Annotated in this window: 13 protein-coding genes; all 13 read right to left on the bottom strand. The window is 53.9% G+C overall.

Going from position 1 to position 13,099, the window contains the following annotated elements; translation table 11 throughout:
* Positions 1–72 precede the first annotated feature (72 nt).
* A complete protein-coding gene (gene clpX / locus IT895_RS08720; protein ID WP_066317568.1) occupies positions 73–1,353 on the bottom strand; it encodes an ATP-dependent Clp protease ATP-binding subunit ClpX in 1,281 nt (426 codons plus the stop codon).
* 74 nt (positions 1,354–1,427) lie between these two features.
* Positions 1,428–2,045, bottom strand: coding sequence for an ATP-dependent Clp endopeptidase proteolytic subunit ClpP (gene clpP, locus IT895_RS08715; protein ID WP_085918636.1), 618 nt, complete (start codon positions 2,043–2,045; stop codon positions 1,428–1,430).
* Between the two features lie 65 nt (positions 2,046–2,110).
* Positions 2,111–3,463, bottom strand: coding sequence for a trigger factor (tig, locus tag IT895_RS08710; protein WP_085918637.1), 1,353 nt, complete (start codon positions 3,461–3,463; stop codon positions 2,111–2,113).
* Between the two features lie 203 nt (positions 3,464–3,666).
* A complete protein-coding gene (locus tag IT895_RS08705) occupies positions 3,667–4,035 on the bottom strand; it encodes a hypothetical protein (protein WP_233337402.1) in 369 nt (122 codons plus the stop codon).
* Positions 4,035–4,502, bottom strand: a complete 468-nt coding sequence (locus tag IT895_RS08700) for a flavodoxin domain-containing protein (protein ID WP_085918638.1) — start codon at positions 4,500–4,502, stop codon at positions 4,035–4,037. Before IT895_RS08700 ends, IT895_RS08705 begins: the two co-directional genes overlap by 1 nt.
* A gap of 208 nt (positions 4,503–4,710) precedes the next feature.
* The gene (locus IT895_RS08695) at positions 4,711–5,013 is read right to left on the bottom strand and encodes an integration host factor subunit alpha (RefSeq protein WP_085918639.1); all 303 of its coding nucleotides are present in this window, start codon (positions 5,011–5,013) and stop codon (positions 4,711–4,713) included.
* Positions 5,014–5,074: 61 nt separating this feature from the next.
* Positions 5,075–7,456: a phenylalanine--tRNA ligase subunit beta gene (pheT, locus tag IT895_RS08690; RefSeq protein WP_085918640.1), complete on the bottom strand. Its 2,382-nt coding sequence runs from the start codon at positions 7,454–7,456 to the stop codon at positions 5,075–5,077.
* A gap of 26 nt (positions 7,457–7,482) precedes the next feature.
* Positions 7,483–8,502 (bottom strand): phenylalanine--tRNA ligase subunit alpha, encoded by a 1,020-nt coding sequence (pheS, locus tag IT895_RS08685; protein WP_085918641.1) that lies wholly within the window; start codon positions 8,500–8,502, stop codon positions 7,483–7,485.
* Positions 8,503–8,666: 164 nt separating this feature from the next.
* Positions 8,667–9,020, bottom strand: a complete 354-nt coding sequence (gene rplT / locus IT895_RS08680; protein ID WP_066317588.1) for a 50S ribosomal protein L20 — start codon at positions 9,018–9,020, stop codon at positions 8,667–8,669.
* A 56-nt stretch (positions 9,021–9,076) separates the two neighbouring features.
* Positions 9,077–9,271, bottom strand: coding sequence for a 50S ribosomal protein L35 (gene rpmI / locus IT895_RS08675; protein WP_009724291.1), 195 nt, complete (start codon positions 9,269–9,271; stop codon positions 9,077–9,079).
* 81 nt (positions 9,272–9,352) lie between these two features.
* Entirely contained in the window at positions 9,353–9,844 is a 492-nt protein-coding gene (infC, locus tag IT895_RS08670; protein WP_217808002.1) for a translation initiation factor IF-3, read from the bottom strand.
* A gap of 60 nt (positions 9,845–9,904) precedes the next feature.
* Positions 9,905–11,827 carry a threonine--tRNA ligase gene (gene thrS / locus IT895_RS08665; protein WP_199285278.1) on the bottom strand — a complete coding sequence of 641 codons (1,923 nt, stop codon included), beginning with the start codon at positions 11,825–11,827 and terminating at the stop codon, positions 9,905–9,907.
* A gap of 203 nt (positions 11,828–12,030) precedes the next feature.
* Positions 12,031–12,903 carry an OmpA family protein gene (locus IT895_RS08660; protein WP_085918644.1) on the bottom strand — a complete coding sequence of 291 codons (873 nt, stop codon included), beginning with the start codon at positions 12,901–12,903 and terminating at the stop codon, positions 12,031–12,033.
* Positions 12,904–13,099 lie beyond the last annotated feature (196 nt).

The raw sequence follows: 13,099 nt of genomic DNA, 5'->3' as shown, positions 1-13,099 counted from the left end.
CCGCCTAGGCGACCCCCTTGACTGGCGCTAACCGCGAAAGCGATAGAAAGCTAAGGCTCTTCGGTGATGGGTTTAGCCATCGGTACCGTCGACCCGTGCCTCTTCTTGCTGGGAGTAAATCAACAGCGGTTCACTTTCACCGGCGATTACCGAAGCTTCGATCACCACTTTGCTGACGCCTTCCAAAGAAGGTATTTCGTACATGGTATCAAGCAATACGGATTCCAGGATCGACCTCAAGCCACGCGCACCGGTTTTGCGTTCCATCGCTTTTTCCGCAACGGCACGAAGCGCATCATCACGAAACTCAAGCGTTACATTCTCCATTTCAAACAGCTTGGCATACTGCTTGATCAAGGAGTTCTTGGGTTCGGTGAGTATCTCGATCAGCGCTTCTTCAGTGAGCTCGGTAAGCGTGGCGATCACTGGAAGACGACCGACGAACTCAGGAATAAGGCCAAACTTGACCAAGTCATCCGGTTCGACATCGGCAAGCATTTCACCGACACCCCGAGATGATTCCTTGCTCTTAACCGTCGCATTGAAACCGATACCACCCTTTTCAACACGGTCACGGATAACCTTGTCCAGCCCGGCAAATGCCCCACCGACAATAAACAGCATGTTGGCGGTATTGACCTGCACAAACTCCTGCTGGGGATGCTTGCGACCACCCTGCGGAGGAACAGACGCTGTCGTACCTTCAATCAGCTTGAGCAGCGCCTGCTGTACGCCTTCGCCGGAAACGTCACGCGTAATTGAAGGATTGTCCGACTTGCGCGAAATCTTGTCGATTTCGTCAATATAGACGATGCCTCGTTCCGCCTTCTCGACGTCATAGTCACACTTCTGCAGCAGCTTCTGGATGATGTTTTCAACATCTTCACCCACATAGCCCGCTTCCGTCAGCGTGGTGGCATCAGCAATCGTGAACGGCACATTCAGCAATCTCGCCATGGTCTCGGCCAGGAGTGTTTTACCGCTCCCCGTCGGACCAATCAGCAGGATGTTGGATTTTCCGAGCTCGACGTCGCTTTCACGGACTTCAGATTTCAGTCGCTTGTAATGGTTGTACACAGCGACCGACAGGACCATTTTGGCTCGATCCTGTCCGATGACGTAGTCGTCAAGCGTGTAACGTATTTCGCGAGGCGTAGGTAAACGCTCCTCATCGCTCTCGGCATCGGCTTCGAGAACTTCTTCGCGAATGATGTCGTTACACAAGTCGACACACTCATCGCAGATATAGACGGATGGACCTGCAATCAGCTTTCTTACTTCGTTTTGATTCTTGCCACAAAACGAGCAGTAAAGCAGCTTGCCACCTTCGTCTTTGCCTTTGCCGTCGGCCATTCGCGTACCTCTTTCACTGCGGCGGTAAAGACCGCCTTGTAAGCTCGTTGGAAATGCAGTATCCCATCACGCTATCAGGATGTAGGCCGCTTATCCAGCACTGCATCAATCAAGCCATATTCTTGAGCCTGGCTGGAACTCATGAAGTTGTCGCGATCAGTGTCGCGCGCAACAGCCTCAATCTCCTGGCCAGTGTGATGTGCCAGAATCTGATTCAGCTTCTCACGAATACCCAAAATCTCACGGGTGTGGATTTCGATATCCGACGCTTGGCCCTGATAGCCACCCAGCGGCTGATGGATCATCACGCGTGAATTGGGCAGGCAATAGCGCTTGCCTTGGGCACCGGCGGTCAACAACAAAGCACCCATGCTGGCCGCTTGGCCAATACACACTGTCGACACATCGGGTTTCACAAACTGCATGGTATCGTAAATCGACATACCTGCCGTCACGGATCCACCGGGAGAGTTGATGTAAAGGTGGATGTCCTTGTCGGGGTTTTCAGATTCAAGAAACAGCAGCTGGGCAACGACCAGATTGGCTGTGTAATCTTCGACGGGGCCCACCAAAAAGATAACGCGCTCTTTAAGCAGACGCGAGTATATATCGTAGGATCTTTCCCCTTTGGCGCTTTGCTCCACCACCATGGGCACTAGACCGCCGGCGTTTTGAATATCAAATTCACTCATTTAGGTGATTCCTTGCGTCCGATAAGGGAATGGCGCACCCGGACAGTGCGCCAGTGTCAGGGAGTTTACGCGTTGGTAGTTTCGTCTTCCTCAGCGCCCTCACCTGCCTCAGCCTGTTGCTGAGCCGCTGCCAGCACTTGCTGGTAGGACATATCAACATCGGCGACGGTTGCTTGCTCAAGCAGCTTATCAACCGCTTTTTCTTCGAGAATGGCAGATTTGACCTGGGTTTTCATCTGCTCGTTGCCCATATAGTAGTCAACGACTTCAGAAGGATCCTGGTACTGCTCCGCCAGTTCTTCAACCTTCGCCTTAATCTCATCGTCTGATGCGTCAAGCTCGTTCGCCTTGATGACCTCGGCGAGTAACAAACCGACCTGAACGCGGCCTTTCGCTTGCTCTTCGAAAAGCTCATTCGGCAATTGACTGACGTCGAAATCTTCACCGAGGCCGAACTGCTGAGCAGCCTGCCGCTTCATGCCGTCAGTCTCTTGTTGCACGAGCGCACTCGGAACAGGGATGTCGTTGGCTTTTTTCAGCGCATCCAGCACCTGCTGCTTGACGCGGTTATCGACCGCCTGTTCTGCTTCACGGGTCATGTTCTTCTTGATTTCAGTGCGGAATTTGGCTTCGTCTCCGCCCTCAACGCCGAAACGCTCGATGAACTCGGCGTCGACTTCCGGCAGCGCCTGGCGGCTGACCTTGTGCACCTTGACCTTGAAGGTGGCTTCCTTACCCGCGAGGTGCTCGGCTTGGTAGTCTTCAGGGAAGGTCACCGTAATGGTTTTGTCGTCACCAACTTTGGCACCGATGAGCTGCTCTTCAAAACCGGGGATGAAGCTATTGGAACCAATCACCAGCTCATGACCTTCAGCACTACCGCCTTCGAACGGCTCGTCGCCAAGGTAGCCCTGGAAGTCGATGGTCACTTGATCGCCGTCTTGCGCAGCAGAATCGACTTCTTCATAGGTCGCATTTTGCTTACGCAGTGTGTCGATCATTTCGTCAACATCAGCATCGGTGACTTCTACTACCGGGCGCTCCACTTCTGTTCCCTCAATCGAAGCAAGCTCGACGTCGGGATAGACTTCCATGGTGGCAACAAATTCAAAGTCTTTACCCGCTTCGTTGACGACCGGCTCGATTTGCGGATAGCCCGCCGGGTTAAATCCTTCATCGGTGATTGCACGCACGTAGCGTTCACGCATTACTTCGCCAACAACTTCATTACGCACGCTTTGACCGTAACGCTGACGAACCACGGCCATCGGCACTCGCCCTTGGCGAAAACCATTCAAGCGAACGTTCTTCGCCGTTTCTTTTAAGCGAGTATTGACAGCCTCATCGATTTCGCCAGCAGGCACTTGAATCGTGATGCGGCGCTCAATCTGGGAGGTCGTCTCGACGGAAACTTGCATGAATTGTCCTCTAACGGCTGGGCGTTGTGTTGATTGCTGTAAATAAGTCCAAGGGGCAATTTTAAGAACCCTGGCGCATCGTGGCAAGCGCCATGCTCGCAAGATGGGGGCAGCATCGTGAAAAACAAGGGGATAGTGCTGGTTTCAGAGCCCCTTTGACATCGATTTAGTACCAAGGCGGACAATTTTCATGGCCTGCCGCCTTATTTGGCCACCCACCATAGACTGACAACGTGGGCAACAAGGCCAAAGGTGCTTGCATGGGAAATAAACACCTGCCAGCTCATCCAGTCGGTGAACAGTGCATGCCACGCCCCCATTACCAACACTCCGAGCATCATCATGATGGCAAGACGTTTAAGCATACCAGGAAGCTGCTGTCGACCATCGCGCGGCAGGAGACGCCACTGCACGACGGTAGCCACTAGCACAACCACCAGAGCCAGCAGTATCAACGTCAAGCGGGTTTCGTGGCCACCCGCCATGTAGCGAGGCAAGGTGGCGAGCATCACGACACACAGGCCTAGCGCACTGCTCACTTTATTGGCTGACGTTGCCTCCCCCGGCTGCATCAGCTATTCACCGGCAGTTGCTCAGACGCCAGCCATTCTTCGACCCAGGGTAATGCGGCGTCATCGGCCATAAAGGTTTCCATGGCATCGACTTCCAATCGCTCGCCCAGACGTGTCGCACCAAGATCTGCCAGCAACTCATCCAGACGACGTCCCGCACCACAAAAGGTGTCACCGTAGGAGCTATCACCGAGCGCTATCAGGCCGTAAGACAACGAGGAAAGTGATGGGCTCTGACTCTGAAGGTCGCGAACTAAAGGAACAAAGTTGCCTGGGAAATCACCGCTACCGGTGGTCGATACGCAAAACAACACGAGATCCGGCATCGAATCGGTAATGTCCGCCAGTACTGGCTGTTCCAGGATATCAACCACGTAACCCGCTTCCTCAAATAGCGGCTTGACCTGCTCGGCCACATCCAATGCACCACCGTACATGGTACCTACTGCTATACTTAGACGAGGCATTACGACTCCTCAAACAAGGTAATGTACCGCCGACAAAGAGCCGACTAATACCTGATGAATTTGCTCAAATATTAACATGCCTGCGTGATATGGCGCACCCTCAAGAGAACCTCTACCAGAGTGGACAATATAAAACCCCCATCGACACGGGCAGCGTCAACGGGGGTTAATCAGTGGCTTACAGGGGAAACAGAGCATCTACGTTACTTTATGATGCCGCCCCCCGATAATGCTCGACTTGCTGCTTGAGCTTTTGCCCGGGACGGAAAGTGACAACCCGGCGGGCTGAAATGGGGATTTCCTCACCGGTTTTGGGGTTGCGGCCAGGCCGCTCACGCTTGTCGCGAAGATCAAAATTACCAAAACCCGACAGCTTCACCTGCTCGTTCTCCCTTAGGCAGGCTCGGATCTCCTCGAAGAAAGCCTCAACCATAGCTTTCGCTTCCCGCTTGGAAAACGACAGCTCAGTATGTAAATGCTCCGCCAGCTCTGCTTTGGTTAACGCACCCATGGGAATCCTCCGTGTAGCACAAAGCCGCCAAGCATACGGAACGGACCGCATCTTGGCATTTTTAGCCGCGTAGCTCAGCGCCCAACTCAGCCTGCACCTGCGCCACTATCGACTCTACCAACTGATTGATTTCTTCATCATTAAGCGTGCGCGATGGGTGCTGCCAGGTCAAGCCTAGCGCGATACTTTTATACCCTTCGGCAACGCCTTTACCAGCATAGACATCAAATAGCGTTATGTCTTTCAGGTATTCACCGGCTTTTACCTGCGCACAATCCAGCAATGTCTGCACGGGGCGCTCACTGGGAAGCGTAAAGGCTAAATCACGGCGTACTTCTGGAAAGCGTGACAGCGGCTCAAAAGCAGGTACACACCCCTGACTCAAGTGATCCAAACGCACTTCAAATACGACCGCATCAACCTTAAGTCCCAGCGTTGCCCTCACCTGAGGATGCAGGGTACCAATCCAACCCGCCGGCTTGCCTTCAAACAGTACCTGGGCACTCTGACCCGGGTGCAAGGCTGGATGCTCAGCGGGCTCGAACCGCCACGCATCGCGATTGCCGCCCAATGTCAACAAGCTTTCCAGGTCACCTTTGAGGTCATAAAAGTCCACGCCGACCTTCGCGCCGCTCCAGCCTTCTGGGTCGCGGCTGCCGCACACCAGCGCCCCCATCATCGGCACTTGCGATAAAGCATCCAGCTCACCGTTGAAGACCAGCCCCGTCTCAAACAGGCGCACCCGGCTTTGCTGACGGTTAAGGTTGTGCTCCATCGCCCTCACTAATCCCGGCATCAGGCTGGCACGCATCACCGACATATCGGCAGAGATGGGATTGGCAAGAACCGGCGAGACGGCGTCTGGCAGCATGGCCGACTGTAGCTCGGGGGCTACGAAACTATAGGTAATGGCTTCCTGAAATCCCCGCGCCACCATTTGTCGGCGCAGTCGCCCGAGGGAAAGTGTGGCTTCATCTGTGGGACGCAGCGAAAGTCGCGCAGCGGGGCGACGAACCGGCAGATTATTATAGCCGTGGATTCGCGCCACTTCTTCAATCAGGTCTTCTTCAATGGAAACATCAAACCGCCAACTGGGTACCTGCACCAGCCAGTTGCCTTCGCTTTCGGTGACGCTGAAACCCAGTCGTTTGAGAATATCGCTGACATCATCGCTGGCCAGACGTTTGGAAAGGGCTTTTTCAAGCCGCTCAGCGCGAAGCGTGATGTGCTTGGTGGTCGGCATTGCAGCCTCACTCTTCGCCTCGACAACGGGCCCTGCCTGGCCACCACATATCTCCATGAGCAGGCTTGTCGCACGCTCGATGGCGAGGGGCGTCAGTTCTGGGTCGACACCGCGCTCAAAGCGATGCGAGGCATCGGTGTGCAAACCGTAGGAACGGGCCTGACCGGCAATGGCCACCGGGCTAAAAAAAGCGGCTTCCAGAAAGATCGTCCGTGTTGTTTCGCTGACACCGGACAGCTCGCCCCCCATGATCCCTGCCATCGCCAGCGGACCTGCCTGATCGGCAATTACCAGGGTTTCAGGCCGCAGAGCGATCTCCTGCCCATCCAGCAGGGTTAGGGTTTCACCGGGGTGAGCCATCCTCACGACGATACCGCCGCTGAGGTTTTCCCGGTCAAAGGCGTGCATGGGCTGGCCAAGTTCCAGCATCACATAGTTGGTAATATCAACAACCGGGTCAATCGCACGGATACCGCTGCGACGCAAGCGCTCGACCATCCATAGAGGTGTTTCCGCGCCTGTGTTGACATTGGTGATGACACGGCCCAGATAACGCGGGCATTGTTCCGGCGCTTCCAGGTCGACCGCGAAGGTATCATCGATCTCGGCAGGCACCGTCAGCGCCTCTGGCTCCGTCAGCGTCAGGCGGTTAAGCACCCCCACTTCACGGGCCATGCCTTTAATACTCAGGCAGTCGCCTCGGTTAGGCGTGAGATCGACCTCAATCGTCATGTCATTGAGATGCATATACTCACGAAAATCCATGCCAACAGGCGCTTCGATGGGCAGTTCGAGAATACCGGACGAGGTATCCTCTTCAAGGCCAAGCTCTGAGGCCGAGCAAATCATGCCTTGCGACTCGACACCCCGCAGCTTGGCTTTTTTAATCTTGAAATCACCGGGCAATACACCACCTACCCGGGCAAATGGTACTTTCTGGCCCGCGTCGACATTGGGCGCCCCGCAAACCACCTGTACCGACGAACCACTGCCGTCATCCACTGTGCACACGTTGAGCTTGTCGGCATTGGGATGACTTTCCCTGGTCAACACTTCCGCGACTACCACGGCGCTGAATGATGCTGCCACCGGCTCAACGGCATCGACTTCCAGGCCTGCCATGGTGATCTGGTCGGCGACTGCCTGCGTATCCAGCTGCGGCGAAACCCACTCACGCAGCCACTGTTCTGAAAATTTCATGGTCGTTCCTGTGGTTGGCGAAGGACTTAAGCGAACTGACGCAAGAAGCGCAGATCATTCTCGAAGAAAAGACGCAAGTCGTTGACGCCATATCGAAGCATTGCCAGGCGCTCAGCGCCCATACCGAAGGCAAAGCCCGTAAAACGCTCAGCATCGATACCTGAGTGACGAAAGACTTCAGGATGGACCATGCCGCAGCCCATCACCTCAAGCCAGCCACTGTGTGAACACACACGGCATCCCTCACCGCTACACATGACACATTGAATATCAACTTCCGCTGAAGGTTCTGTAAACGGGAAGTAGGAAGGACGAAAGCGCACCGAGAGATCATCCCGCTCGAAAAATGCCTGCAGAAAATCTTCAATCGTGCCTTTCAAATCCGCAAAGCTGATATCTTCATCCACCAGAAGACCCTCGACCTGATGAAACATCGGCGTGTGGGTCAGGTCCGAATCGCTGCGATAAACGCGCCCTGGGCAAACAATCCGAATAGGCGGTTCAGTGCTTTTCATGGTGCGCACTTGCACTGGCGAGGTATGTGTCCTCAACAAGCGCGTTGCATCAAAGTAAAAAGTGTCGGCCATGCCGCGAGCCGGATGGTGCGAGGGGATATTGAGCGCCTCGAAATTGTGGTAGTCATCTTCAATTTCTGGCCCGACGGCGACGTCATAACCTATGCGGGTAAACAGTCCCTCGATCCGCTCCAGTGTACGGGTCACCGGGTGCAGGCCGCCAGCCGACTGCGTGCGACCGGGCAAGGTCACGTCGATACGCTCCGCGGCCAAACGCGCTTCAAGGGCCTCGCTTTCGAGCTGCTGGCGCTTGGTGTCGATTTCTCCCGCCAATGTCTGCTTGGCTTGATTGATACGCTCACCTGCAGCTGGACGCTCTTCGGCGGACAGTTTGCCAAGCCCTTTAAGCAACGTCGTCATTTCGCCCTTTTTGCCTAAATAACGTACGCGCACTTCATCCAATGCAGCGACGCTCTGTGCCGCCTGAATGGCGTCGCGTGCTTCAGATACCAGCGCTGGAAGGTGGTCCATCCTGTTCATCTCCGAATTAAGCGATTTCCATCCCGAGGATGGCGTGTCACGTTGTGATTGAAGAGCGTGACATAAAAACAGGGGAAGAGCGGCTGCTCTTCCCCTGTATGGGTCACACTGAAATGACCGAAACGTTCACTGGCACCACCGGTGCCAATTGAAGCTTATTGGGCAGCCTTGGCTTTTTCCACGATGGCAGCAAATGCCGCTTTTTCATGAACGGCCAGATCCGCCAGCACTTTACGGTCAATTTCAATACCGGCCTTCTTGAGGCCACCAACAAAACGGCTGTATGACATACCGTTCATGCGCGCACCCGCATTGATGCGCTGAATCCACAACGCACGGAATTGACGCTTGCGATTGCGGCGGTCACGGTAGGCATATTGACCGGCTTTGATAACCGCCTGTTTGGCTACACGGAACACACGCGAACGAGCACCATAATAACCTTTGGCCTGCTTCAATACTTTTTTATGGCGACGACGGGCAACTACGCCACGCTTAACACGAGTCATAACACACTCCTGACTTTATGACTGAGGCAAATGCACTCAGTTTAGAAAATTCGACGTTACAGATTCGGCAGCATGCGCTGGATAAGCGCCTTATCAGACGCATGAATCTGCTTCATACCGCGCAGCTGACGCTTACGCTTGGTCGACTTCTTGGTCAGAATGTGGCTACGGAAAGACTGCTTGTGCTTGAAGCCATTGGCTGTCTTCTTGAAGCGCTTTGCAGCACCACTGTTGCTTTTGATTTTCGGCATGAGGAAAACTCCGCTCGATGTTTTTTAGAAAATCCAGGGCCTACTACCTACAGGAGGTAGCCCGTTAACTTCGCCGTTGGATCACTTCTTTTTCGGGGCAAGGATCATGATCATCTGGCGGCCTTCCATTTTTGGAAATGCTTCCACCGTTCCGATCTCTTCCAGGTCTGCCGCAATCCGTTCCATCAGCTTTCGGCCGATATCTTGGTGCGCCATTTCACGACCACGGAAGCGCAATGTGACCTTCCCCTTGTCACCACCTTCAAGAAAGCGCGTCAGGTTTTTCAGCTTGACCTGATAGTCGCCCTCGTCGGTGCCAGGCCGGAATTTAACTTCCTTGACCTGGATTTGCTTCTGCTTCTTCTTCTGAGCCGCTTTTTGCTTTTTCTGCTCAAAAACGAATTTGCCGTAATCCATAATCTTGCAGACGATGGGATCGGCATTCGAAATTTGCACGAGGTCCAAACCGGCAGATTCAGCACGTTCCAACGCTTCGGTGGTGGGCACTACACCCAACTGCTCACCTTCGCTATCGATAAGACGCACTTCTTGCTCGGTAATTCGCTCGTTCATTGGTGGGCGCTTGTCTGCTGGACGCCCGCGCTGGTTGCTTCTCTTGATCGTTCCGTCTCCTTAGGCAATTGACGATGTCGCCAGGGCTGCTCGCTCAGCACTGAAACGTTCGATAAACTCATCGACCGTCATAGTGCCGAGATCTTCGCCGCTGCGAGTTCGCACGGCCACTGAGTCAGCGTCGACTTCCTTATCTCCTACCACCAGGAGATAGGGAACTTTCTGTAACGTATGCTCGCGGATTTTAAAGCCGATTTTCTCGTTCCTCAAGTCCGCTTTTGCTCGCATTGCATTTTTTTGCAAACGTTGCTCTAAAGCAAGGGCATAATCACGCTGTGAATCGGTTATCGTCATCACGCTGACCTGCTGCGGTGCCAGCCATAATGGCATTGCGCCAGCGTAGTGCTCAATCAAAATTCCCAAAAAGCGCTCGAAGGAACCTAATATAGCACGGTGCAGCATCACTGGCGTTTTGCGAGCCCCGTCTTCGGCTACGTATTGCGCTCCAAGCCGACCTGGCAAATTGAAATCGAGTTGTAGCGTACCACATTGCCACACGCGATTCAGGCAATCGCGCAGGGCAAACTCAATCTTCGGACCATAAAAGGCACCTTCACCCGGCTGCAGCTCCCAGTCAAGCCCGGTGGCATTGAGGGCAGCTTCCAATCCTTGCTCAGCCTGATCCCACACATCAGCCTCGCCCAAGAAGTCTTCGGGCCGGGTTGACAGCTTAAGCTCCACATCTTCAAAACCAAGCGTTTTATATACCTGAAGCGTGAGCGCAATGAAGGCTTCCGCTTCCGCCTGAATCTGGCTTTCAGTACAAAAGATGTGCGCGTCGTCCTGCGTAAAGCCGCGTACACGCATCAGGCCATGCAAGGACCCAGACGGCTCGTTGCGATGGCAGCTACCAAATTCTGCCAAGCGTAACGGCAAATCACGGTAGCTCTTGAGCCCCTGATTAAAGACCTGCACATGGCACGGGCAGTTCATGGGCTTGACCGCATATTCGCGCTTTTCCGATTCCGTGGTAAACATCAGTTCATTGTAGTGTCCCCAGTGACCCGACTTCTTCCACAGGGAAAGATCCACGACCTGGGGCGTCTTGATCTCCTGATAACCGTGTTCACGCTGGATCTGGCGCATGTAGTCTTCCAAGGCCTGATACATCGTCCAGCCGTTGGGATGCCAGAACACCATGCCAGGCGCTTCTTCCTGGAGATGAAAAAGATCCATCTTGCGCGCCAGCTTGCGATGGTCCCGTTTCTCAGCTTCTTCCAGCCGTTTTAGATAAGCCTTGAGCTGTTTCTTGTCGCCCCACGCTGTTCCGTAAATCCGCGTCAACATGGGATTCGAGGCATCACCACGCCAGTAAGCCCCCGCCAGCTTGGTCAGCTTGAAGGCTTTGAGGTGACGCGTGTTGGGGACATGCGGCCCCCGACACATATCGGTATATTCTTCATGATGATAGAGCCGGATGGTAGCGCCCTCGGGAATATCCCGAACAATTTCCTGCTTATAGGGCTCATCACGATGCAGGAAGGTCAGCATGGCTTGATCACGATCCACGTACTCACGTACGACGTCATATTCGTGATCAATAAGCGCTTTCATACGCGTTTCTATTGCTTCCAGATCATCAGGCGATACCGAGCTGCCAAATTCGATATCGTAATAGAAGCCGTCTTCAATGACCGGACCAATTGCCATCTTGGCATTGGGATATAGCTGCTTGACGGCGTGGCCAATCAAATGCGCAGAGGAATGCCGGATAATATCCAGCCCCTCCGGGTCACGGGCAGTAAGGATGGCCACCTGAGCGTCTTGCTCGATCAGATCAGCAGCATCTACCAGGACGCCGTCGATTTTTCCGGCAACGCAGGCCTTAGCCAAACCAGGGCCAATGGACTCTGCCAGTTGCATAATGGAAAGCGGTTCATCAAATGTTCTCTGACTGCCGTCTGGCAGTGTCACAATGGGCATGCGGATTTTCCTTGAGCGCAGTGGTGATCCATACCAAGGATCACATTTCGCTATCAATGATGTAAAAATAGACTAACGATAACAACGTACAAGACTAACAGATGACGGACTTTGTATAAATAAAAAAGCGGGAGGCTAAAGCCCCCCGCTTACTTCAATTAACGCGATTTAAAACCGTAAGGTCGGCGCGTTAAATGCGTACCTTAGTTCCACTCATCCAGCTCTACACGACGGTTTTCAGCACGTCCTGCAGCAGTTTCATTCGTTGCAATTGGCTGCTCCTCACCGAAACCTTCAGCCATCATGCGGTTGGACTCGACGCCACGAGTTGCAAGATACTCAGTTACCGACTCGGCACGAGCCTGGGACAGATCCATGTTGTACTGATTGGAGCCAACAGAATCGGTGTGACCTTCAATGCGGACACGCACGCCAGGATTATTCACCAAGCGCTCAGCAACGCCATTAAGCACATTTTGCGCTTCAGCGGTTAGTTGAGCGGAATCAAACTCAAAGTTGACATCCTGTAGTACAACGCTGTCAGGGCAACCCAATGAATTGACTTCAACACCTGCCGGTGTATTGGGGCACTGGTCACGGTAGTCAGGCACGCCATCGTTATCAGAGTCCAGCGGGCAACCGTTGGCATCGACTTCAACGCCTGCAGGAGTACCCGGGCACTGATCACGGAAGTCAGGCACGCCATCATTGTCGGAATCTAACGGGCAGCCTTCAGCATCGACAGCTGCACCAGCAGGAATTTCACCGCCATAACTCGGGCATTGAGGCTCCATAGGCTCAGGGCTGCTGTCCGCACACAGCATAGCACCGATAGTGGCACCCGCTGTCGCACCAACAGCAGCGCCCGTGTCTTCGTCAGAGCTGCTGCTGCCCGCGTAGCCGATGCTTCCACCAATTACGCTACCGGCCAAGCCACAAACAAAAGGATGCTGATACCAGCTGCGATCGCTGCTGGCGCTCATTTGGCCGGAAGACTGGGAGGCAGAGCTAGCGCAACCGGAAAGGCCCACTACCAGAGCAGAACCGATTAGCAAGCCAGTCGTTGATTTTTTCATGCAGAACTCCTTCTTGATCCAATGCTGACATGGTCATTAGTGACCATGTCATATAATGCTTCTTTTTAAGCGAGAGCATCCATTTTTCGCTTGCCTGACACCGCCAAAATTTGCCTTCCTCGGTGTGAGGCCGTTGGTCATGGTACCGAATCAATGCCCTTAGGCAACATGTCGATTTATCAACTTGTTGCAGACG

It is taken from the genome of Halomonas sp. A40-4 (assembly GCF_015767635.1).
In the GTDB taxonomy this organism is placed as follows: domain Bacteria; phylum Pseudomonadota; class Gammaproteobacteria; order Pseudomonadales; family Halomonadaceae; genus Vreelandella; species Vreelandella janggokensis.
This window is presented reverse-complemented; position numbering and strand designations above follow the sequence as displayed.